At 48.7% G+C, this 24,077-nt stretch carries 21 protein-coding genes; 16 read left to right on the top strand and 5 right to left on the bottom strand.

Annotated elements, in window-relative coordinates; translation table 11 throughout:
* The first annotated feature begins 17 nt into the window (after window positions 1–17).
* From OCV96_RS05905 to OCV96_RS05895, 3 genes are all read left to right on the top strand, one after another.
* Complete coding sequence (locus OCV96_RS05905) at window positions 18–551, top strand: GNAT family N-acetyltransferase (protein WP_262593795.1); 534 nt, start codon at window positions 18–20, stop codon at window positions 549–551.
* A 106-nt stretch (window positions 552–657) separates the two neighbouring features.
* Entirely contained in the window at window positions 658–909 is a 252-nt protein-coding gene (locus OCV96_RS05900) for a hybrid sensor histidine kinase/response regulator (RefSeq protein ID WP_262593794.1), read from the top strand.
* Window positions 866–1,024, top strand: a complete 159-nt coding sequence (locus tag OCV96_RS05895; RefSeq protein WP_182439128.1) for a response regulator — start codon at window positions 866–868, stop codon at window positions 1,022–1,024. The genes OCV96_RS05900 and OCV96_RS05895 overlap by 44 nt, the downstream gene beginning before the upstream one ends.
* A 107-nt stretch (window positions 1,025–1,131) precedes the next feature.
* Here the strand turns inward: OCV96_RS05895 and arcC are convergent, their stop codons facing one another.
* Window positions 1,132–2,067, bottom strand: a complete 936-nt coding sequence (arcC, locus tag OCV96_RS05890) for a carbamate kinase (protein WP_227064739.1) — start codon at window positions 2,065–2,067, stop codon at window positions 1,132–1,134.
* Window positions 2,068–2,301: 234 nt separating this feature from the next.
* Between arcC and OCV96_RS05885 the strand changes: the two genes are divergently transcribed.
* Both OCV96_RS05885 and OCV96_RS05880 read left to right on the top strand, forming a co-directional pair.
* Window positions 2,302–3,429, top strand: a complete 1,128-nt coding sequence (locus OCV96_RS05885; protein ID WP_262593791.1) for an acyltransferase — start codon at window positions 2,302–2,304, stop codon at window positions 3,427–3,429.
* Window positions 3,426–5,387, top strand: coding sequence for a hypothetical protein (locus OCV96_RS05880; RefSeq protein WP_262593790.1), 1,962 nt, complete (start codon window positions 3,426–3,428; stop codon window positions 5,385–5,387). The genes OCV96_RS05885 and OCV96_RS05880 overlap by 4 nt, the downstream gene beginning before the upstream one ends.
* Window positions 5,388–5,453: 66 nt before the next feature.
* Here OCV96_RS05880 and asnA read toward each other — a convergent pair whose 3' ends face one another.
* Window positions 5,454–6,464, bottom strand: a complete 1,011-nt coding sequence (gene asnA / locus OCV96_RS05875) for an aspartate--ammonia ligase (protein ID WP_117464834.1) — start codon at window positions 6,462–6,464, stop codon at window positions 5,454–5,456.
* A gap of 233 nt (window positions 6,465–6,697) precedes the next feature.
* Here asnA and OCV96_RS05870 point away from each other — a divergent pair, with 233 nt between their 5' ends.
* From OCV96_RS05870 to OCV96_RS05835, 8 genes are all read left to right on the top strand, one after another.
* Window positions 6,698–8,014, top strand: coding sequence for a putative DNA modification/repair radical SAM protein (locus tag OCV96_RS05870; protein WP_118504379.1), 1,317 nt, complete (start codon window positions 6,698–6,700; stop codon window positions 8,012–8,014).
* A gap of 168 nt (window positions 8,015–8,182) precedes the next feature.
* A complete protein-coding gene (locus tag OCV96_RS05865; RefSeq protein ID WP_262593789.1) occupies window positions 8,183–8,950 on the top strand; it encodes a TIGR03915 family putative DNA repair protein in 768 nt (255 codons plus the stop codon).
* Window positions 8,951–9,218: 268 nt separating this feature from the next.
* The gene (locus OCV96_RS05860; protein WP_022312539.1) at window positions 9,219–9,443 is read left to right on the top strand and encodes an HPr family phosphocarrier protein; all 225 of its coding nucleotides are present in this window, start codon (window positions 9,219–9,221) and stop codon (window positions 9,441–9,443) included.
* Window positions 9,444–9,710: 267 nt separating this feature from the next.
* Window positions 9,711–12,332: an ATP-dependent DNA helicase gene (locus tag OCV96_RS05855; RefSeq protein ID WP_242993322.1), complete on the top strand. Its 2,622-nt coding sequence runs from the start codon at window positions 9,711–9,713 to the stop codon at window positions 12,330–12,332.
* A gap of 223 nt (window positions 12,333–12,555) precedes the next feature.
* Window positions 12,556–13,869, top strand: a complete 1,314-nt coding sequence (locus tag OCV96_RS05850) for an alpha-amylase family glycosyl hydrolase (protein ID WP_262593888.1) — start codon at window positions 12,556–12,558, stop codon at window positions 13,867–13,869.
* A gap of 189 nt (window positions 13,870–14,058) precedes the next feature.
* Window positions 14,059–14,394 (top strand): PadR family transcriptional regulator, encoded by a 336-nt coding sequence (locus tag OCV96_RS05845; protein ID WP_117464831.1) that lies wholly within the window; start codon window positions 14,059–14,061, stop codon window positions 14,392–14,394.
* Between the two features lie 28 nt (window positions 14,395–14,422).
* Window positions 14,423–15,148, top strand: a complete 726-nt coding sequence (locus tag OCV96_RS05840; RefSeq protein ID WP_262593786.1) for a DUF1700 domain-containing protein — start codon at window positions 14,423–14,425, stop codon at window positions 15,146–15,148.
* A complete protein-coding gene (locus tag OCV96_RS05835) occupies window positions 15,145–16,119 on the top strand; it encodes a DUF4097 family beta strand repeat-containing protein (protein ID WP_262593783.1) in 975 nt (324 codons plus the stop codon). Before OCV96_RS05840 ends, OCV96_RS05835 begins: the two co-directional genes overlap by 4 nt.
* A gap of 55 nt (window positions 16,120–16,174) precedes the next feature.
* Here OCV96_RS05835 and OCV96_RS05830 read toward each other — a convergent pair whose 3' ends face one another.
* From OCV96_RS05830 to OCV96_RS19600, 3 genes are all read right to left on the bottom strand, one after another.
* Entirely contained in the window at window positions 16,175–17,179 is a 1,005-nt protein-coding gene (locus OCV96_RS05830; protein ID WP_262593887.1) for a PDDEXK nuclease domain-containing protein, read from the bottom strand.
* 208 nt (window positions 17,180–17,387) lie between these two features.
* A complete protein-coding gene (locus OCV96_RS05825) occupies window positions 17,388–18,344 on the bottom strand; it encodes a bifunctional hydroxymethylpyrimidine kinase/phosphomethylpyrimidine kinase (protein ID WP_118730589.1) in 957 nt (318 codons plus the stop codon).
* The gene (locus OCV96_RS19600; RefSeq protein WP_227064249.1) at window positions 18,334–18,918 is read right to left on the bottom strand and encodes an ECF transporter S component; all 585 of its coding nucleotides are present in this window, start codon (window positions 18,916–18,918) and stop codon (window positions 18,334–18,336) included. The genes OCV96_RS05825 and OCV96_RS19600 overlap by 11 nt, the downstream gene beginning before the upstream one ends.
* An 887-nt stretch (window positions 18,919–19,805) precedes the next feature.
* On the opposite strand from OCV96_RS19600, the gene OCV96_RS05815 reads away from it, so the two are divergent.
* The 3 genes from OCV96_RS05815 to OCV96_RS05805 are packed head-to-tail and all read left to right on the top strand — an operon-like array spanning window position 19,806 to window position 24,071.
* Entirely contained in the window at window positions 19,806–22,484 is a 2,679-nt protein-coding gene (locus OCV96_RS05815; RefSeq protein ID WP_262593782.1) for a valine--tRNA ligase, read from the top strand.
* Window positions 22,485–22,534: 50 nt separating this feature from the next.
* On the top strand, window positions 22,535–23,935 hold the full coding sequence (locus tag OCV96_RS05810; protein ID WP_262593781.1) for a bifunctional folylpolyglutamate synthase/dihydrofolate synthase: 1,401 nt from the start codon (window positions 22,535–22,537) through the stop codon (window positions 23,933–23,935).
* Window positions 23,922–24,071, top strand: a complete 150-nt coding sequence (locus OCV96_RS05805) for a hypothetical protein (protein ID WP_022313050.1) — start codon at window positions 23,922–23,924, stop codon at window positions 24,069–24,071. The genes OCV96_RS05810 and OCV96_RS05805 overlap by 14 nt, the downstream gene beginning before the upstream one ends.
* Window positions 24,072–24,077: the final 6 nt, after the last annotated feature.

The raw sequence follows: 24,077 nt of genomic DNA, 5'->3' as shown, positions 1-24,077 counted from the left end.
GTAAATGGAGGTTTCATATGAGTCAATATTTTGATTTATCAATAAGAAGGATTGAGATAAGGAAACCAAAAAGAGACTTGAAACCTGTTATTAAATTACAGGATGAAGTTAATAAGACTTTGCTGCATGATGAATATTATTATCCTACAGATGAAAGAACTATACAGGAATGTTTGGATGGTGATTATATCTTATTAGGCGTATATAATAAAGATAAGCTTATTGCAGCAAGCTTTGCATTTGAAGGTGGTTTGTTCTTCTCTAAGCCTATTACTGATTGGATGGAAATTCCTGGCAATAAAATTATGTGTCATGAATTCGTTGTGGTTGATATGGAATATAGAGGTAATGGTATACAGAAGAGATTCATGGATGCTACTATAAGAGAAGCTAGACAGATGGGTTATGATACTATTTGGTGTTGTGCTCATCCTAATAATACTCCGTCTGTATGTAGCATAGAGAGTACAGGCTATAAATTTGCCGATCAGTTTGTTGTAGATGGCTGGCCTAGGAATGTTTATTACAGAAGTACATCTATACAGAGATAGCAGTTATTTAGAGGGAGAGTATAAGTTAAGTATGGCATGGTATGCAGAACGAAAAAGAAAATGTTGGTATTGTATCTGTGGTGTAGAAATGAAGTAGGATGACAAGGTGGGAATCCGGTTTCGTGTGAGGGATAACGGTATCGGAATGAGTCCGGAGTTCCTGCCGCACCTGTACGATCCGTTCTCCCAGGAGCGTTCCGAGGAAAACATCACGGAGAATCTGATGGATGCCAGAATTTTACTGGTGGAAGATAACGAGATCAACATTTATGTGGCCCAGCTGATCCTGGAAAAAGACGGATGTGTGGTGGAGATTGCAAACGGTACCTATCATTGCCATGACAGCGGATGCTTTTGAAGAGGAGAAGAAAAAGACGCTGGAGGCCGGAATGAACTATCACCTGTCCAAGCCCATCAACCCGAAGACATTGTATAATATCCTGTCGAACCATCTGACCGGAAAAGAGGCATAGAGATCAGAGATATAGAACCCAGAGATATTAGAATCATGACATGTAAAAAGGAGGTATCCGTGGCGGATATCTCCTTTTGTGTTGCCTTAACTGCTTACGATATAAAATTAAGCGGTGATCACGGTGCCGGCCTTGCCCCTGATGGCATCCTTGACGTGATCCATGGAAGTGATCAGGACCTTTCCTGCTGGAACCTTCTCCAGATAAGCAATGGCTGCCTCGATCTTGGGAAGCATGGTGCCTTCCTCGAACTGACCCTCTGCCATCAGTGTCTTGGCTTCCGCAACGGTGAGAGTCTCCAATGCAGTCTGATCCTCTTTGCTGTAATTTTTATAAACGCAGGGAACACTGGTCAGGATGATCAGCTCATCACAGCTTAAATCGGAAGCAAGCTTACCTGCAATGGCATCCTTCTCAATCACAGCGGAGGCACCCTTCAGCGCATGCTTCTGCTCAATGACGGGAATTCCGCCGCCACCGCAGGCAATAACGACCTGATCTGCGGCTGCCAGAGCACGGATGGCTTCGATCTCCACGATGTCGATGGGCTTGGGAGCAGCAACGACACGACGGAAGCCTTTACCGGGATCTTCCTTGACATAATTGCCCTTTTTCACTTCGATCTCGGCGTCCTCTTTGGACATGTAACGGCCAATGACCTTGGTGGGCTCATAGAAAGCCTCGTCATAAGGGTCTACGGTTACCTGGGTGAGGATGGTGCTGACCGGCTTGGAGATACCGCGGTCCAGCAGCTCTGCCCGGAGAGAGTTCTGGATATCGTAGCCCACATAACCCTGACTCATAGCGGAGCAGACACACATAGGTGCGGGGGTATAATCGATGTAGACACGACGCAGCTCTGTCATGGCCTTGTGGATCATGCTGACCTGAGGACCGTTACTGTGGGTGATGGTCAGCTGATAATCAGCCTCCACCAGATCTGCCAGTGCTTTTGCGGTTACTTTTACCGCATCCCACTGCTCGGTAGTGGTATAGCCCAGGGCATCATGTCCCAGAGATACAACAACTCTTTTTTTGCTCATAAGATTACCTCTCTATATGTATTTTTCCTAAAAATTTCTTTGTCAGAAGATGTAATCAGTATAACATATTTTCTATGGAGTGTATAGCAATTTCTATCCTTTACATCCCGTGCCGCAAAGTAATATAATGATACAGAGTCAAAGGTCATAACTCGTTCCTGCCTGAAGGAAGAGAGCTATGCCTTATTGACCCGAATGGGTGTAGAATCAATGGCAGGAAGGAACAGGAGCATTATGCAGAAAAAAGAACGTATGGCAAATCTGGAGGTATTGCGCTGTGTGGCAATGATGATGGTGGTCGTGTTGCACTATCTGGGCAAGGGAGGATTGCTGCCGGATCTGACGGCGCCTTTATCGGTGCAGGATATGGTAGCCTGGCTGTTGGAAGCATTCTGCATTGTAGCTGTGAATGTGTATATGATGATCAGCGGATACTTTTTATGCGAAAGCTCTTTTAAACTGAGCAGACTGCTCACGCTGTGGGTACAGCTGTGGCTGTATTCTGTGGGAATCGGTGTGCTGGCGGCGGTGACTGGGATCGTTCCCGCAGCGGAAGTCAGCACTCACTATTACCTGACCCTGTTGTTCCCGGTGACTATGGGACATTACTGGTTCCTGACAGCGTATCTTTTCTTATATATATTGCTCCCCTTTGTGGGAATGGGACTGCGGCGGATGACGAAGCAGCAGTTTCAGGTGGCATTAGTACTGCTGTTTGTCACCTTCTGCCTGTTAAAATCTGTTCTGCCCTTCCGGCTGGAAGAAGACGGTAAAGGCTATGATTGTCTCTGGTATCTGTGTGTATTTTGCGCGGCGGCTTACCTGCGCCGATTTGGAATCCCGTTTTTACAGAAAAAATCCCGGGCATTATTGTTGTATCTGATCGGTATCTTCGGAACCTTTGGAGAAGCCATGCTTTTGCACCTGTTTTATTTGAAAACAGGCAGTCTGGAGCTGATCCTGAAGATTCCGTATGAGTATAACCATATTTTCCCGTTTCTGGCTTCACTGGGGCTGTTCTGCCTGTTTTTGGACAGCAGCATACAGGGAAAGATCGGCAGTGTGGCGGTGAGGATCGCGCCCTATACGCTGGGAGTGTATCTGCTGCATGAAAATCTGGGTGTGCGCTATGCCTGGCAGAAGTGGCTTGGTGTGGAGCAAATCGACGGTGTACTGCCGTTGCTGTTGTGGACGGTACTTGTTGTGGTGGTAGTATTTGTACTGGGAATTCTGGTGGATTTTGTGCGGAAAGCTATCTGCGACGGACTGCATAAGATATTCCTGCATATCCGTCCCTATCGCAGTCTGACAGAGAAAATACGGGACGTAGATACTATGTTCAAAAGAGAGGTAATGGAGTGACAGAGATAATAAAAAATAAAAAAGCGGGTATTGACAGTCAGAGACGTCTCTGGGAATTTGTATTCGTGGCAATCCTGGTGCTGTATCCTCTGCGGCATATTGCCTGGGGACTGGATCTGTGGGATACCGGTTACGGCTATGCGAACTTTGAATATATGGGGACGCAGCATATGGATCCCATGTGGCTGTTTTCCACTTATCTGACCACAGCCATCGGACATTTTTTCAGTTTGCTGCCCGGGGCCGGGACTTTGATCGGCATGAACTTTTATACCGGACTGAGTATCAGTCTGCTGGCGGTGCTTGGGTATTATTTCTGCACGAAAGTACTGAAGATCCCGGCACTTCTGGTATTCCTGGGAGAATTTACGGCGGTGAGCTTCTGCTGGTGCCCCACGGGCTCTTTTTACAATTATGTGACCTACGTGTTCTATCTGGTATCGGTGGTCTGTCTGTATCTGGGCCTTGCCCGGGGGAAAAAGGGGTGGCTGTTTGCCGCCGGAGTAGCGCTGGGCTGTAATGTGCTGTCCCGATTCTCCAATCTGCCGGAGGCGGCCATGATCGTGGGCGTGTGGGCTTACGGAATCATCTGCTGGCTGGAAGCGCGCAAAGAGATTGGAAAGAGTCTCGGTCAGGCTGGGGAGACGACAGAAACTGCGGAAAAAATAAAAGCGCGGAAAAAGGCAGCGGGGGTGAAAATCCGTAAGAAATTATTACAGGATACCGGCATGTGTCTGGCAGGGTATCTGACGGCACTGCTGGTATTATTCGGTTATATCCAGATCCGCTACGGCATGGATGAATATGTGAAGGGCATTCTGCGACTGTTTTCCATGACGGAGGTGGCAACGGACTATACGGCTGCATCCATGATCATGGGCATGTTCGACTGGTATTTTCAGAATCTGTACTGGGAGATCCGGATGTGCGTGTTCCTTGTAGTGGGGATTGTCGCTGTGGGAGTATTGGAACTCATCGGCTCCTACGTGAGAAAAGATACAGTAACAAAGGTTCTGCGGATCCTGGAATGGGCGGGAAGTATCGCACTGGCGGCTGTGATGGTGTTCTGGCTGTACCGCCAGGGCTTCTGTGCCAGAGAATATACGAATTACGGTGCCATTATCTGGCCCGGAGTGACGTTTTTGACATTGACTCTGCTGGTGACCCTGTGGCGGATCTTTACGCCCTCCGCGCCGAGGGAAGAAAAGCTGATCAGCGGACTGATCTTCCTGATCGTATGGATCACTTCCCTGGGCAGTAACAACAAGCTATACCCCAGCATGAACAATCTGTTTCTGGCATTGCCCTATATGTACTGGCAGTTCTACAGGTTCTGCAAATATGTTGGCAGCTTTCGGTGGAAGCGGATCACCATATCTGCTATGCCGGTAAAATGTCTCTTGGGCGGTTTCTTTCTGTTGTTCTTTGTCCAGGTAGGACTGTTCGGCAGAAACTTTGCATTTGCCGAAGGTACCGGCATACAGGATATCGATGCGCAGGTGACGAATAATGAGACATTAAAAGGTGTGTGGATGAGCGAGGAACGGGCCGGATGGATGCAGGGGATCTCAGAGTATGTGAATGAACGGGGACTTGCCGGAAGAGATGTACTGATCTACGGACAGATCCCGGCGCTGTCTTATTATTTACAGATGCCTGCAGCGTTCAATCCTTGGCCGGATCTGGATTCCTACCAGAGCGGACAACTGGAACAGGATATGCTTAAGATGCAGGAGCGGATGGATGCGGATGCTTCTTATCGCCCGGTGGTACTGTTGGAGAAGAAATATGCCGTGTATCTGGAAGCCGGAGAGAATGCACTGGAGGCCTTGCAGCCCACGGAAAAAGAGCGCAGCCTGATCGTGGACAATGCCAAGCTTTTGTTGATCGGTGAGTTCATGGATGCATATGGATACGAGAAAACCTTTGAAAATGAGAAATTTGTGATTTTTGAATAAAAACAGAAAACAGATCCCCGGGAGATTTTCATCTTCCGGGGATTTTGAAGTCTGAATGGAAATGTCTTATAACAACTGTAAGCCGTTCTCTTTTGCAGTCTCCATCACTTCATCGGACCACAGGGAACACTGTACTTCGCCGATATGAGCTTTTCTTAAGAAGAACATACAGATACGGGACTGACCGATACCACCGCCGATGGTAAGAGGAAGCTCACCGTTAATGACTGCCTTGTGGTAAGGAAGTTCGGCACGCTCGGGGCAGCCAGCCTTCTGTAGCTGGTCTAACAGAGCCTTCTTGTCTACACGGATACCCATGCTGGACAGCTCCAGAGCAATGTCCAGAACCGGATAATATACCACGATATCGGCATTCAGCGACCAGTCATCGTAGTCCGGTGCACGGCCATCGTGAGGCTTGCCATTCTCTAAGGTCTCACCGATCTGCATGATGCAGACAGCGCCTTTTGCCTTGGCAATGTAGTATTCCCGCTCCTTCGGGGAGTAGTCGGGGAACATCTCTGCCAGCTCACTGGTAGTTACAAAGAAGATGTCATGAGGAAGGATTTCTTCGATGTAGTCGTAATGGATGGACATATACTTCTCGGTCTTGCGAAGAACCTTGTATACGGTGCGGACGGTCTCTTTCAGAGTCTCCAGATTCCGCTCTTCCTTCGTGATGATCTTTTCCCAGTCCCACTGATCCACATAGATGGAATGGATGTTGTCGGTCTCCTCATCCTGACGGATGGCACTCATATCGGTGTAGAGACCTTCGCCGGGCTGAAAACCGTATTTCTGCAAGGCATAACGCTTCCATTTGGCCAGAGACTGTACGATCTCTGCTTCACGGTCTCCCTGTGCTGCAATATGGAAATTCACGGGACGCTCCACACCGTTCAGATTATCGTTCAGTCCGGATGTAGGATCCACAAATAAGGGAGCAGATACACGCAGCAGGTGCAGACGCTCTGCTAACAATCCCTGGAAAAAGTCCTTCACTGTCTTAATGGCAACCTGTGTCTCGTACAGGTTCAGCTGAGACTTATAATTTTTAGGTATGACAATATCTGACATACTGACCTCTCATTCTGCCGCCGGGCGGCTTGTGTTACAAAATACTCCTATATTATTTAACTGCGAAACGCATGATTTTGCAAGCCTTTTTTCGGAAAAAATAACCACTTGCAAAAATCGAACATATGTGCTAACTTGAATATACACAAGAACAAACGTTCTGATTCTGTAAATTTTCGGTAAAAGGCGGTGATAATGTGGAATATCTTATACAAAACGGGGAATTGTCCATCATGCAGAAGCTGGAGATCCTGACCGATGCAGCCAAATATGATGTGGCCTGTACTTCCAGTGGGGTGGAACGTAAGGGCGACGGGAAGCACATGGGGAACTGCACGAAGGCCGGGATCTGTCACAGCTTTTCTTCGGATGGCAGATGCATTTCTTTGTTGAAGATTCTGATGACCAATGAATGTATCTTCGACTGTAAATATTGTCTGAATCGAAAGTCCAATGATGTTCCCAGAGCCACCTTTACCCCTGAGGAGATCTGTACACTGACTATGGAGTTTTACCGGCGTAATTATATCGAGGGACTGTTTTTAAGCTCCGGTATCATACAGGATCCTACTTTTACCATGGAATTGTTGTATCGGACCATATGGCTGCTACGGAATCAATACCATTTTAGCGGCTATGTCCATGTAAAAGCGATTCCGGGAGCGGATCCCGAGCTGGTGGAGCGGATGGGGTATCTGGCAGACCGTATGAGCGTGAACCTGGAGCTGCCCACGGCGGAGGGGCTGCGGACACTGGCACCGAACAAGCACCGGAAAAATATTCTGACGCCCATGCGGCAGATCCAGAACGGAATTCATGCGAATAAGGAGGAACTGATCCTGTACCGCAAGAGCCCTGTTTTCGTGAGTGGCGGGCAGTCTACCCAGATGATCATAGGGGCAACCCCGGAGACGGATTATCAGATTTTAAATGTAGCAGAGAATCTGTATCAGAAGTTTGAGTTAAAGCGTGTGTTCTATTCCGCTTTTGTAAAGGTCAATGAGGACAAGAGCCTGCCGGCGCTTCCCGGGGGGCCGCCGCTTCTGCGGGAGCATCGTCTGTATCAGGCAGACTGGCTGTTGCGGTTTTATGGGTTTAAGGCGGAGGAACTGTTGGACGAGAAAAGACCGTTTTTTAATGTGATGCTGGATCCCAAGGAGGACTGGGCGGTGCGGCATCTGGAATGTTTCCCGGTGGAGATCAACCGGGCACCTTATGCAGATCTGCTTCGGGTGCCGGGGATCGGCGTGAAAAGCGCCAGACGGATCCTTAGTGCCAGGAGGAGCACAAAGCTTACGTTTCAGGATCTGAAGAAGCTGGGCGTGGTGATGAAACGGGCTGTTTATTTTATTACCTGTGGTGGCAGGATGATGTATCCCACGAAGCTGGAGGAGGACTATATCGTGCGGAATCTGACGGATCCGAAGGAACGGATCCGGTTCGGCAGCGATGGCATGAGTTACCGGCAGATGACCTTGTTTGATGATGGGATGTTCCCGAACGGGGTACGGCAGGAGGAAGTGCTGCCTGCAGCAGTGGGAGAACTGTAGCGAACAGCGTACAGGGAAGCATTTCCTGACTGCCTGCATTGGCAGGTAAACGTAAGGTCCTGTACCGGTAGATGACGGCCATTTGCAGAAGCAAGGCAATGCAAAATGATAGGTTGACAGCGGCAGAAGGGGAAGAGAACAGAAACAGCGGGAGGTGAAACTTATTATATGAAAATATATCATTGCGAGGATTCGTTAGAAGGGATATTCACTGCCATTTATAATACTTATGAAGATCATTCTCCCGTTCGGGACACCATGGTCACGACCATCGCGGAGAATCTGTTGTTCTCTGAGTCTGTGGAGGTGGTGCCGGATCCGGAGAAGACGGTGAAGGTGATCCGGACATTGAAACGCAGATTTGGGGAGGAAGATTATGAGAGCCTGTGTCTGGCTCTTTCATCCCCGAAGCCGGAAAAGGCCCAGGCGGTATACCGTACCATTGCAAAGGGGCTTTCCGAGAAGTGTCCGCCGGGACATCTGCTGGATGCCATGGCAGACACGTATGTAAACCAGACCTTCAGCCTGGCCAGAGGCGCCGGAAATGAGTATCACCATCTGAAAGGATTTACGCGGTTTGAAGAATTGGAGAATACAATCCTCTATTCGAAGATCGCGCCGAAGAATAATATTCTGACCTTTCTGATGGTGCATTTTGCAGACCGCTTTCCCATGGAAGACTTTCTGGTGTTCGATGCAGGTCGGTATCTGTTCGGAATACATCCGGCGGGAAAGCCCTGGTATACGCTGCAAGGGAAGGATGCCTGGGAGAAAGTAAGATCTGAGACGGAGAAACTGTCCGCTGCGGAACAGCACTACCGGGAACTTTTCCGTTCCTTCTGTCATACAATAGCCATAAAAGAACGTGAAAACAGGGATCTGCAACGAAATATGCTTCCGCTGAGGTTCCAAGAATATATGGTGGAATTTCGGTAGATTTCGCCAAATTGGGATTTATATTTTACCGCGGTAACGCAACAAATATACAAAACGCCGAAAAGGTTTTCCATACGGCGAACATATATTGTGAAAATGATAACAGAGTGGTAAAAATGCCCAAAATGTGCGTTTTCTGGAAGAAAAAAACCGCTTTACATTTGGGGATGGTTGGCTATAATAGTAATGATTTCAGATGTGAGGGGAAAGTACCCGGTGTATTATTTTATTTACGATCGAACTTACTATTGAAAGGAAGGAACAAGAAATGTTAAAGACGATCCGTTTGACACCTGAAGACGTGAAACATTTTGTTGATGTAGCTTCAAAGTGTGATTTTGATATTGATATATGCTATAACAGATACGTAATCGATGCCAAATCATTCCTTGGAGTGTACGGATTGGATTTCACGAAGCCGTTGACCGTGTCCTATGACGGCTACAATGATAAATTCGAAGAGATGCTGAAGCAGTGTGCGATTGCATGTTAATGCACTGACAGGTCAGTATTTCTCAACAACAGAATGTCATTTGACTACCCAGGTAAGATAGAGTACTATTTACCTGGGTAGTTTTATTATATGATGCCAGGGGACAAAGGTCTAAATCCACTTGAGCTTGCTCATAAGTGGATGAAAGACCTTTAGCCCCACCCCAACGATATGCGAATAGTGGGGAGGCTTGTGAGAGTGCGCAGCACGGAACAAGCCGTAGGCATCTGGGTATCGTAGGGACTTGTTTGAGGGAGGTGAAGTCACATGGCAGGAGAAGTCAGAATATCGGTACGTAATCTTGTAGAGTTCATCCTGCGCAGTGGCGACATCGACGACAGGAGGCAGGGATCCCCGGAGAATGCCATGCAGGAGGGCAGCCGGATCCACCGTATGATCCAGCGCCGTATGGGTGCGGAGTATCAGGCAGAAGTGGCATTAAAATACACCCATCCCACGGAGGACTATGTCATCATCGTGGAAGGGCGGGCCGACGGCATCATCGAGCAGAATGGAGAGACCACCATCGATGAGATCAAGGGAACCTATAGAGATCTGTCGAAGCTGAAGGCACCCTTGCCTTTACATATTGCCCAGGCGAAATGCTACGCCTATATGTACAGCCTGCAAAAGGAGCTGCCCTATATCCGGGTGCGGCTGACCTATTGCAATATAGAGACGGAAGATATCCGCTATTTTTATGAAGATTATGAATTCGTCAGACTGGAAGCCTGGTTCCAGCAGCTGATCAGTGATTACCGCAAATGGGCGGACTATACCTGGCAGTGGAGAGAATTGCGGCAGCAGTCCATTGCTGAGCTGCAGTTTCCCTTCGACTATCGGGATGGACAGAAAGAGCTGGTCAGCTATGTGTACCAGACCATTTATCATAAGAGAAAATTATTTATTGAAGCTCCTACGGGAGTCGGTAAGACCATATCCACGATCTTTCCCACGGTAAAGGCCATGGGAAAGGATATGGGAGACAAGCTGTTCTATCTTACCGCCAAGACCATCACCCGGACGGTGGCGGAGGACACCTTTTCTTTGCTCAGGCAGAAGGGACTGCGCTTTAAGAGCATTATCCTGACAGCCAAGGAGAAGATCTGTTTTCAGGGTCATACGGAGTGCAATCCGGAGCAGTGCCCTTATGCAAAGGGGCATTTTGACCGTGTCAATGAGGCTATCTATGATCTTCTGACCCACGAAGAGAGCTTTACCAGAAGCAAAATAGAAGAATATGCCCTGAAATATCGGGTATGCCCTTTTGAATTCGGACTGGATTTAAGTCTGTTTGCAGATGGAATTATCGGAGATTATAATTACCTCTTTGATCCCCATGTGTATCTGAAGAGATTTTTCGGGGACGGCAGTCAGGGGAATTATGTATTTCTGATCGATGAGGCACATAACCTCTTAGAGCGGGGCCGGGAGATGTACAGTGCACCGCTACGGAAGGAAAATCTGTTGGAACTCAAGCGGGAGATCAAACAGACAATCACGTCGGAAATGGAAGAAGCAGCCCAGAAAAAGCGTGATAAAGACGGGATTTCCGGGCAGATGACATTAGAAATGACAGGCATGTCAAAACAACTGCCACAGGAGATTACCCTGGAGGAAACAGACGGTACCGATTCCCTCTATGTAAGGGGACACAAAGGGAAAAAGTCTGACGGAAAGAGTACCTTTGTGCGGGAAGGCTATGCGGAACGGATCAGCCAGCTGCTGGAGAAGTGTAACGCACAGCTGCTGTCCATGAAGCGGGACTGTGACGGGTACCGGCTGGTGGATGATATTGACATGCTGGTGCAGCCCTTGACCAGACTGCACGCTGTGATCAGTGATTATCTGGAGGAGCAGGAGAAGGTCAGCCTGGAAGTACGGGAGAATCTGCTGGACTTCTATTTCAAGCTCAGTCATTTTCTGGATATTTACGAGAGACAAGATGAAAACTATGTGAAATATACCAGATTGTGTGAGGATGGCAGCTTTGAACTGAAGCTGTTCTGCGTGAATCCCAGAGAAAACCTGAAGGAATGCATGCTCAGAGGACGCAGTACGATCCTTTTTTCCGCTACCTTCCTGCCCATCCAGTATTACAAGAACCTGCTGGGCGGTGAGAAGGAGGATTACGAGGTGTATGCCCACTCGGTGTTTGATCCCGAGAAGCGTACCATACTGATCGCCGGGGATGTGACTAGCAAGTTCAGCAGAAGATCCCAGGAAGAATACTACAATATTGCCCGTTACATTCACGAAGTGGTGAAGAACCGGCACGGCAATTACATGATATTTTTCCCGTCCTATTCCTTTATGAATCATATTTACGAGATCTATGAACAGTATTTTATGACAGAGGAAGAAGAATGTCTCGTCCAACAGGAATCCATGAATGAGGAAGAGCGTGAATACTTCCTGAATCGCTTCCGGGGCAATGAGGAATGTGACCTGCAAAGTCTCATCGGTATGGAGATCGAGGAGGAAGAGGAGCAGACGCTGATCGGCTTCTGCGTGCTAGGGGGAATCTTCGGAGAGGGCATCGATCTGAAGAAGGACAGTCTGATCGGAGTCATTGTAGTAGGAACCGGACTGCCCCAGGTAGGCTGTGAGCGGGAGATCCTCAAGGGCTATTTTGATGAGGACGGAGAGAACGGCTTCGATTATTCCTACCGCTATCCGGGAATGAATAAAGTATTGCAGGCGGCAGGCCGCGTGATCCGGACGGCGGAGGATGTGGGTATCATTGTTCTGCTGGATGATCGGTTTCAGCAGTATTCCTACCGGAGATTATTCCCCAGAGAGTGGGAACAGGTGCAGCCTGTGACCGTGGATACGGTAGCCAAAAAGGTGGAGCGCTTCTGGGATGCCTGGTTGTGGCAAAAGGGATGATTTTCAATGTGATACACGAGTTGATATCCGATATGACAATCCACATAACCACATATGACACATGTGTATATGTGGATAAGTCGGTGGATTTTGTGGATTATTTGTGGTTTTACACAGAAAAAACGACAGACGGTTCAAAAATGGTGTATAATAGCAAAAGAACCGTTGTGGATAAAAAAACAAAACGGTACTGGATCAGTCAATGAAAGGTATGGTGACTAATATGTGGGCGTATGAAAGTGTTTTTTATCAGATCTATCCCATGGGATTCTGCGGAGTTCCTTTTGAAAATGACGGAGTACAGAGACATGAGATCAAACATGTGGAGGACTGGATCCCCCATATGCAGAAGCTGGGAGTGAACGCGGTATATTTCTCCCCGGTATTCGAATCGGATACTCATGGTTACAATACCAGAGATTATCGTAAGATCGATGTGAGACTGGGAACCAACGAAGATTTTAAGGAGGTCTGCGACGCATTGCACAGGGCCGGGATCCGGGTCGTGCTGGACGGTGTGCTCAATCATGTGGGCAGAGGCTTTGCCCAGTTCCAGGATGTGATCCGCAACCGGGAGAATTCACCGTATGTGAACTGGTTCTACCGGATCGACTTCGGTGGCAATTCCAATTACAACGACGGACTCTGGTATGAGGGCTGGGAAGGCTGCTTTGATCTGGTGAAGCTGAACCTGCAGAATCCCGATGTGGTGAACTATCTGCTGGACAGTGTCAAGGGATGGATCGATGAATTCGGTATTGACGGTCTGCGACTGGATGTGGCTTACAGTCTGGATGAAAATTTCGTCAGAAGACTGCGGGAAGTAACCAGCGCTTACAAACAGGATTTCTTCTTATTGGGAGAGATGCTTCACGGAGACTACAACCGTCTGATGAACGATCAGATGCTGCATTCCGCAACGAACTACGAGTGCTACAAGGGACTTTACAGCAGTTTCAACAGTATGAATATGTTCGAGATCGTACATTCCCTGTTACGTCAGTTCGGACCGGAGAACTGGACCCTGTATAAGGGCAAGCATCTGCTGTCCTTTGTGGACAACCACGATGTGACCCGTGTGGCAAGTATTTTGAACAACGAGAATCATCTGCCGCTGATCTATGCCATGGCATTCGGTATGCCGGGCATTCCCTGTGTCTATTACGGAAGTGAATGGGGCTTCAAGGCCCGCAAGGAAGACGGCGATCCCGCTCTGCGTCCCTACTTTGATAAGCCGGAGTGGAATGGTCTGTGTGACTGGATCAGCAAGCTGACAGAGGCAAAGAAGCATTCGGAAGCATTGAATTACGGTGCTTTCCGTTCAGTACTGCTGACCAATAAGCAATGCATTTTCGAAAGAAAGTCGGAGCATGAGAGAGTCATGGTGGCTATCAATGCGGATGGAGCGGATTTCATGGCGCATTTTGATGCCGGCTGCGGCACGGCGGTGGATCTGATCACCGGAGAGAAACATGACTTTGGCGGCGGTAGTCTTCTGCCGGCGTACAGTGCATATTTCTGGCTGATGGAAAACTAACAGAGCATCCCCGGTCATGATGGCAAAGCCATTGTGGAATCTTTGGAAAGTCTTTAGAATTTCTTACGGTTTCTCTATATTGACGCATGATATTATATGCCGTATAGTATAGCCACAGAGCAATACTATACGGCATATAATATTGTAAGGAAAGGCGGATAGCCGCAAATTTCAGAGAGGAGCGATAGGATGCTTTTTAATACAGGAGCAGCTCTGCTGGATGCTATCGTGCTGGCGGTGGTCGCCCGGGAACCGGAAGGAACCTATGGGTACAAGATCACCCAGGAGGTCCGGCAGGTGATCGAATTGTCGGAATCCACCCTGTATCCCGTGCTTCGGCGATTACAGAAGGACGAATGTCTGGAAGTCTATGACCGGGAATGCAGTGGCAGAACGAGGCGTTATTACAAAGTCACCAGCAGAGGCTGGGCGCAGCTTCATTTATATGAAAGTGAGTGGCGCAGCTACAGCGATAAGATCACGGGATTGTTTGAAGGAAAACTAAGTGACAGGTCAGAGGCGTAAACAGGCGCAGATGGGAGAACATAGTAGAATGAATAGAACGGAGTTTATGAGGCAGCTGGAAAGTCTGTTGCAGAATATTTCCGCTACAGAGCGGGAGGAAGCATTACAATACTATAATGAATATTTTAATGATGCGGGTCCGGAAAATGAACAGAACGTTATTGAGGCTTTGGGAAATCCTGCCAAGGTGGCGGAAAACATCAAAAAGGACATTTTCGGGAACGGTTATGGAGAGAATATTTACCAGAAGATCAATGCGGACAACCGTGCGGTGATCACTTATCCGGCGGATTCCGGCGCGGAGAGCGGTGCCGGAGAGGCAGGCTTTGGGCAGGAAAATGAAGCACAGGCAGCTGGAGCAGTGTCCTCTCGGAAAAAAGAAGGAATGTCCACCGGTATGATCGTGCTGATCGTCATTTTGTGTATTTTGGCATCCCCGGTGATCCTGGGAGCAGCTTCCGCCGGTATCGGCGTGGCGGCAGGGCTGATCGCCACATGGTTCGGACTGATCATCGGTTTCGGGGCAACGGCAGCAGCACTGATACTGCTTCTGATCGCACTGGTGGCAGTAGGGATCATCAGTCTGTTTACGCATCCCTTTGTGGGAATGTGCCTGATCGGTGCCGGACTGATCTGCGGAGGTGTCGGACTTCTGTTCCTGATGCTGACCGTGGCCATGGCGGGAATCGCCACACCGGCGATCTGTTGTTGGATCGGAGGATTATTCCAGAAAAGAGGTAAAGCAGAAGCATGAGAAAATTTATGAAGGGCTGTGCCATCACAGCGTTGATATTAATATTATTGGGACTAATCCTGGGAGTGAGCGGAAGCCTGGGGAATGGCTCCACGCATGTTTCGCCGGGGGAGATCCTGTCAGCGGTTACCCTGGGAAGAATCTCCGGAGAAGAGGTGGATGACTGGAGCAACGGTGTGACGGAGCAGATCCGGGAAAATATGGGCGATGTGCACTATGATCTGGAGGACAATGTGGATTATGACTCAGATTATGAAGTTAGGTCGGGAAAGATAGAGCTGTATGTTCTGGGGGATGACAGTCAGGGCATCACGGATCTACAGGTGCAGGCCGGTGGCTGTGTCATGAAGATTCAGGTGTCAGAGGATAACTGCTTCCGGGTAGAAGCCGATGGAATGCGAAAGTTCCAGGGATATGTGGAAGGCGGTACGATGGAGATCCGCGGAACCTCAAAAGTAAGCAGCAACAGTGAAGGTAATCTGGGCGGTTCCATCTGCCTGTATGTGCCTGAGGGATATTATTTTGAAAATACCTCTTTGGATCTGGGCGCCGGAAGCCTCAGTGTAGAGGAATTGCAGACGGGGGCGCTGGAAGCCAATGTGGGTGCCGGCAAGATGACGTTTGAAAAACTGGAGGCTGACCAGGTAGAGTTAGACTGTGGTGCCGGTCAGATGACAGTAGAAGAACTGAGCAGCCGCGTGGCAGAGGTGTCAGTAGGAATGGGATCCGTCCATCTGAACGGAGATGTGACCGAACGATTGGACGGAGAGTGCTCCATGGGAGAACTGAAACTGACACTGGCAGGAACGCAGACAGATTTCAACTACGACTTAAGCTGCGGCATGGGTGAACTGAAAGTCGGTGATGACAGTTACAACGGCCTGGCACAGGAGAAACAGATCAACAACAACGCTTCTAAAAATATGGAGCTGGAATGTGCTATGGGCAGCGTTGTGGTGGAGTTTAAATAAAATATTTCTTGGTATTACCGCCTGAGTGGAGTTGTGATTCCCTCAGGCGGTAATGTTAGAATTCTTTTTCCGGTTTGTGCCATTCATCCAAAACAGCTTCTACCTGTGCGATGAGTTGTTCCTTATTTGGAATATAAGAAACATAACGTGAAGCAAAGATATTGTTGGACAGACCTCCGAGAGCATATTCAGCAGCTACACTGTCTTTGTCTGTACAAAGGATAATACCGATGGGGGGATTATCATGTTCATCATTTACTTCTGCGGCGTAGTAGTTCAGATACATATTAAGTTGCCCGGCGGCTTCCGGTGTGAGCTTGGTTGTCTTTAATTCAATCAGCACATACGCCCGGAGAATTTTATTATAGAAAACCATATCCACATAGTAGTGAGTATTGTTCAACGTAATGCGTTGCTGCGTCCCGACGAACATGAAACCGCGACCTAATTCCAACAGGAATTTTTCAATCTGCGCGACCAGTGCTTTTTCAAGATCACTTTCCAGCAGGGGCTTGTTTTCCGGCACACCCAAAAATTCAAACACATAGGGGTCTTTGATAATGTCGCTTGGCGTAGTCATTTCAATACCTTTTTCCGCGAGGGCAAGTACCGTTTCCTTGTTTGTCTTTCCTTCTGACAGTAATAATCGTTCATAGAGAGAAGTGGAAATCTGCCGCTTTAATTCTCGGATCGACCACCCGGAGTTGATGGTTTCCTTTTCATAAAAACTGCGTTTGTCTGGATCCGAAATCGTCAACAGCTCACAATAATGCGACCACGACAATTTTCCAGACACTGTCTGGAATTTTTGATGGTGCATATAGAACAGGCGCATATTGTATAGATTGGAAACAGAAAATCCCTTTCCAAATTCTTTTGTCAATCCTTTAGAAAGTTCCTTTAAGGTCTGCTTTCCGTAATCTGCCCGATCTTTGCTTTCCTGCTCATACTCAACAATGATCTTTCCTACATTCCAGTAGGTAGACAGCAATTCCGTATTTACCTGTACCGCCACGCGCTGACGTGCATTTAATAACAATTCTCTGATTTCATTCATCATAGAATCAGTATGTGTCAAATTACTCAATTTTAATGCCCCCTTTCCAGATGGAGGATAGCCAGTATAATATAAAAAAAGAATCGCAGCACACCGTTTAAGCATTTGCTATACGGGATCTCATTCTTGAGAACAACCACAATTCCTTTTCTATATAAAATATAAAAGAGATGAAATGAAAAGTCAACTAAATCATTGAGCTTTAATATTCTTACAACAGCGCCGCCAGATACTTCTCAAACACCACGCCCTCCTGCACCGGCGTTCCGGCCTTTTCGCTTCCGGCGATGCACAGTCCTACGAAGTTCGCAGCCTTCTGCACGGAGGTTAGTAGTGTCTCCCCGCGGACGGCATCGGCAGCGAGGATGGAGGCGAAGATGTCTCCGGTGCCGGGGCGGGAGGCTCCGGCGATGGGGGTGGCAACGGTGGTATAGACACCGTCATCCCACAGGAAATTTACCAGAGAATCGCCCTGACGGATCCCGGTGATGACGATGGATGCACCGGCGGAGCCATTGGAGACAGCGCCAACGGACCCCCCGTCAGAACCACTGGCAGTAGTGCCCGTGGAGGCTTCGTCGGATGTAATGGAAGCTGTTTGACAAATGTCAGCCAGCCGTTCACATAATCCGGACAGCTCCTGCAGCGTCCATTCCCCATCCTTCCAGGGAGTCCCGGTCAGCAGGCAGGACTCCGTGATATTCGGCGTGATAATATCCGCCAGAGGCAGCAGCTCCTTCATCTTCTGAACATGGGTCTCTGTAATGGAGGAGTAGGCTCTGCCGTGGTCTCCCATGACCGGATCCAGCAAAAACAGGGGCGGCCGGAACATTTCCACGAATTCCCGTACAATGTCGATCTGCTCTTCATTTCCTAAGAATCCACAGTATAACCCATCGAAGGTAAGTCCCAGTTCGCCCCACACTTTTATATAATCTCGCATATGAGAGGTATAGTCATCAAAATGGCAGAGAGGAAATCCTAAATGGTTCGATAAAACAGAAGTAGGCACAGGGCATACCTGTACCTTCATTACGCTGATCACGGGCAGGGACACGGTGGTGGAGCAGCGTCCGAAACCGGCAATATCGTTGATCATAGCAAGGCGGGGAACGAAATCCCCGCCTTTTTGTGCATTTCTATCAGAAGTATCGAAATTAGATGTCATGGAATAATCCTGCTTTCTTCAGTGCCGGACGAAGTGCCAGATAGAATACGGAAGCACAGATCACAGCAACGATGGCGTTGACACCGGTAGTTACGGTGCTGATCTTGGCAAGAGCCTTGGAAATATCCTGAGGCACACCCAGCAGATACATTTTATAGAAGTAACCAACCAGTGGATCCGCTACCACGTTAAATGCCATACCGCAGGCAGAAGCAAGAATCGTTACGCCGGTCACATATTTTACGGAATGCTCTTTGCTCAGATGGAAGATCTTGTGAGCAACCAGTCCTACGATCAGACCGATGCACAATTTTAATAAGAAGGTCTTGGGGGCACTGGTTACATAAGCGGTGGTCAGATCGGCGATGGTCATGCCGATGGCACCGGCAAGTCCGCCCCAGTAACCGCCCAGCAGCAGAGCTGCCAGTACGCAGAATACATTGCCCAGATGGAATGCGGTCTTCTCGGGACCCACGGGAATGTCGATCTTGAAGAAAGCAAATCCGATATAGCACAGAGCTGCTAACAGACCTGCCTGCGCCAGCTTCTTCACATCCGCCTTCTGTGCGGGAATTACGCCTGCGATGGCATTGTACAATCCCTTGGCAGTTAACAGGATAGCGAAGAATACCAGAACCAGGCTGTAGGAGTAAGGACGCTCTGCGGACAGCTTCTGGTCGGACAGAGTGGACTTCTGAGCGGACAATTCATCCTTCTGCGCATTCAGGGCATCCAGATCACCGTCTGTTGTGCCGCCGGTGACTGCCTCGATGGAAGCTTCTACTTCTTCCAGCTGTGCCTTGACATCGCTTAACTGGCTGCCATAAGCAACGGATTCCTGATAACTGTTATTGTGGGTAATGACTGCCAGGACGATTCCCAGGATCAGGAGAATGGCTCCCGCAATCAATACACCGTATGATTTTTTCTTTTCCATAATGATGATCTCCTCTTTTAATTTCTTTTTCATAATTCCCATTTGTTCGGTGGGATATGTTAGGATTCAGTGTATAGAAAAAGTGGCTTGCTTAAAAGAGCCAGAATGTGTTTTTTTTATCATACCAGTTTTGGACGTTGATAATACGATCTGCAGGAAAACAAGATTTTCTTGACAAAGGATTGCTTCCTGTACTATATTTCTTATTAGTAGTTTTTATGAGATCAAAGGCAATGACGAAGAGGAGTACACATTTCCCCTTACCAGAGAGAGCGGCTGCATGTATGCGCTGGAAGGCTGCTTCAAGACAGGAATGTGGAAGGTAGCTTCCAAGCCGGAGAGCCGAGACCGGATATTCCGGGCGTAAGTTCTCACGAGTTATCCCCGTTACCGGATAGGACTTTGTAAGAAGTCACGAGGCAGCGCAAGCTGTGAACAAAGGTGGTACCGCGTTACTGACGCCCTTTGCTGACGAGAGTCAGCAGAGGGCTTCTTTAGTTTCAGGAGAATTTAAGGAGGAAGCAATGAGCAAAGAATTAGCCAAAACCTATGACCCAAACGGCATAGAAGACAGACTGTATCAGAAGTGGCTTGACAAAAAGTATTTCCATGCGGAGGTAGATCACAGTAAGACTCCCTTCACTATCGTGATCCCGCCCCCAAATATCACAGGACAGCTCCACATGGGACATGCATTGGACAACACCATGCAGGATATCCTGATCCGTTATAAGAGAATGCAGGGCTACAATGCACTGTGGCAGCCCGGCACCGACCATGCAAGTATCGCTACCGAGGTCAAGATCATCCAGAAGCTGAAGGAAGAAGGCATCGACAAGCACAATCTGGGACGTGAAAAGTTCTTAGAGAGAGCCTGGGAGTGGAAGAAGGAATACGGCGGACGTATTATTAGTCAGCTGAAAAAGCTGGGCTCTTCCTGCGACTGGGACAGAGAGCGTTTCACCATGGATGAGGGCTGCAACAAGGCTGTGACCGAAGTGTTCGTGAAGATGCACGAAAAAGGCTACATCTACAAGGGTGCCCGTATCGTTAACTGGTGTCCCGTATGTAATACCTCCATCTCCGATGCAGAGGTAGAATATCAGGAGCAGGCAGGACATTTCTGGCACATCAAGTATCCGCTGATGAACGAGGACGGAACGCCCAGCACCACAGAGTTTCTGACCTTTGCCACTACCCGTCCCGAGACCATGTTAGGTGATACCGCAGTAGCCATTCATCCCGATGATGAGCGTTACACCCATCTGCATGGCAGAAAGGTACTGCTTCCTATCGTAAACCGTGTGATTCCCATCGTTGAGGATGCTTATGTAGACAGAGAGTTCGGTACCGGTGTCGTTAAGATCACCCCCGCTCATGACCCCAATGACTTTGAGGTGGGCAAGCGTCATGATCTGCCTGTGATCAATATCCTGAACGATGATGCCACCATCAATAAAAACGGCGGCAAGTTCGAGGGCATGGACCGCTATGAGGCGAGAAAAGCCATCGTGGAAGAACTGGATCAGATGGGCCTGTTAGTAAAGATCGAAGATCATGTACACAACGTAGGTACCCATGACCGTTGTAAGACCACCATCGAGCCTATGGTAAAAGACCAGTGGTTCGTTAAGATGGATGAATTGATCAAACCTGCAAGAGAAGCAGTGAAAAATGGTGAGATCAAGCTGATCCCCGAGCGTATGGAGAAGAACTATTTCAACTGGACGGATAACATCCGCGACTGGTGTATCAGCCGTCAGCTGTGGTGGGGACACAGGATTCCCGCATATTACTGCGATGACTGCGGTGAAGTAGTCGTAGCCAAGGAGATGCCGAAGGTATGTCCCAAGTGCGGCTGCACCCACTTTACACAGGATCCCGATACGCTGGATACCTGGTTCTCCTCCGCACTGTGGCCTTTTGAGACCCTGGGCTGGCCGGAGCAGACCGAGGATCTGAAGTATTTCTATCCTACCGATGTCCTGGTAACCGGTTATGATATCATCTTCTTCTGGGTGATCCGTATGATCTTCTCCGGATACGAGCAGATGGGAGAGAAGCCTTTCAAGACCGTATTGTTCCACGGACTGGTACGTGACAGTCAGGGACGGAAGATGTCCAAATCTCTGGGCAATGGTATCGATCCCTTGGAGATCATCAGCCAGTACGGTGCCGATGCACTGCGTCTGACTCTGATCACCGGCAACGCACCTGGCAACGATATGCGTTTCTATTATGAGAGAGTAGAGAACAGCCGTAACTTCGCCAACAAGGTATGGAATGCTTCCCGCTTCATTATGATGAACATGGAGCAGGCACTGGAGAAGACCGGAAAAGATATCACCACCCCTGCGGCAGCAGATTTACAGCCCGTAGACAAGTGGATCCTGTCCAAGTTAAACACTCTGGTAAAAGATGTGACCGACAACATGGATCACTTCGAGCTTGGTATTGCCGTACAGAAGGTATATGATTTTATCTGGGATGAATTCTGTGACTGGTACATTGAGATGGTAAAACCCCGTCTGTACAGCACCGACGATGCAGTCAGCCAGAATGCGGCACTGTGGACGCTGAAGACTGTCCTGATCGACGCCCTGAAGCTGTTACATCCTTACATGCCGTTCATCACTGAGGAGATCTTCTGCACCATTCAGAATGAAGAAGAGTCCATCATGATCAGCAAGTGGCCGGAGTACAGCGAGGATCGTGCATTCCCCGCAGAGGAGAAGGCCATCGAAACGATTAAGGAAGCCGTTCGCGGTATCCGCAACATCCGTACTGAGATGAACGTAGCACCCAGCCGTAAGGCAAGTGTGTATGTAGTCAGCGAAAATGACGAGATCCGCAGGATTTTTGAGGAGGGTAAGCTGTTCTTCGCAAGCCTTGCTTATGCGAATGAGATCATGATCCAGGCTGACAAGACCGGAATCGCAGAGGATGCGGTATCCGTAGTGATCCCTGGTGCAACCCTGTACATTCCGTTTGCAGAGCTGGTAGACATCGCACAGGAGATCGAGCGACTGAAGAAGGAGCAGAAGAGACTGGAAGGCGAGCTGTCACGTTCCAGGGGAATGCTGTCCAATGAGAGATTCCTGTCCAAGGCTCCCGAAGCGAAGATCGCAGAGGAGAAGGAAAAGCTGGCAAAATACGAGCAGATGATGGAACAGGTGACAAAGCGCTTAGAACAGCTGGCATGATCTGCAACGAAATGTACAGAATAAAAAGAACGTAAAGCATAAGGAATACGATGAGATTCGGTAATGACATGATAACGTTTGAAGAAGCGGTGGCATATCTGAAGGATATGCCCCGCTTTACTGTTAAAAAAAATCCTGCGGACAGCAGGGACCTTAAATGGTTTTTAAAAAAACTCGGAAATCCGGAGAAGGATCTGCGGATCATTCATGTGGCGGGCACCAATGGAAAAGGCTCCGTCTGTGCCTACATGAGTTCGATCCTGCGGGAAGCAGGCTATCGCACGGCTGTATTCACTTCACCTCATCTGGTGGATATGCGGGAGCGTTTTGCCGTGAACGGTGAAATAATCTCAGAGGAAGCTTTTTTACAGGGGTTTCTTGCGGTATGGGACGCTTTGCAGGAGACCAATTCTGCTAATACTGGGGACGGACAGCGAGGGGAAGAAGCGCCACAGGAATTCGTTCTCAACTTTTATGAATACCTATTCTGCATGGCATTACTCTGTTTTGCAGAAGAAAAGCCGGATTATTGCATCATTGAGACCGGCCTGGGGGGCAGACTGGATGCCACGAATTATGTGGACAATAAGCTCCTGACCGTCATTACGCGGATCAGTCTGGATCATGTACAGTATCTGGGAGACACCACAGCGAAGATCGCTGCGGAAAAGGCAGGGATCCTGCGCCCCGGTGTTCCGGTGGTGTATCTGGACGGGGATGCGGATGCCAGTGCGGTAATTTGCCGCAAAGCGTCAGAACTTGGTGCGATACAGATACCGGTGTCGAAAAAGGACTATACTTTCCTTGGATTTCGGAAGAAATACATTGATTTTTCCTTGCGCTCTGAGTATTATAATTATATTAGTCTTACTTTGCATACCATTGCACGCTACCAGATGGAAAATGCGGCATTGGCAGTGCGGGCCGTGGAAGTGCTGTTTCGCAGTACGGACATGCCTGACGGCAGAATGTGTGCAGCATCCGGGTGTCCCACTGTGGAAGAGATCCGACAGGGAATCCTTGGCTGCTTCTGGCAGGGACGCATGGAAGAAGTACTTCCGGAGGTGTACGTGGATGGTGCGCATAATGATGACGGCATCCGGGCTTTTCTGGATACCGTGGAACAGGACGGCTGCACGGAGGGCAGGAGACTGTTATTTGGTGTGGCGGCGGATAAGGATTGCAGGCATATGATACAGAGGGTGATCACGTCGGGATTATTCGACCGGATCGCTTTTACGCATATGCGGACGGCGAGGTCGCTTTCGCTGGAAGAACTGAAAGGTTTATTGGCAGCTTATCCGGAAGACCGGTTTACTATGTATACGGAAGCGGATACGGCACTGCGGACGGAAGTCTCGGGCAGACAGCCAGGAGAACGGCTCTATATCGCGGGAAGCCTGTATCTTGTCGGGGAAATAAAGGAGTCTTTGGACCATGATCAATTTTGAAGAAGAACTGAAGAAATTTCATCCCAGTCTGGAAGTGGAAGACGCTGAGGAAGCTATCTACAATCAGGATCTGACCGATGCGGCGGATCTGTTGGTGAAAATGATAAAAGAATCCGAAGAAAAAGAAGAGAAATAAGGAGGG

This window comes from Waltera acetigignens, from assembly GCF_025567015.1.
GTDB classification, from domain to species: Bacteria; Bacillota; Clostridia; order Lachnospirales; family Lachnospiraceae; genus Acetatifactor; species Acetatifactor acetigignens.
This window is presented reverse-complemented; position numbering and strand designations above follow the sequence as displayed.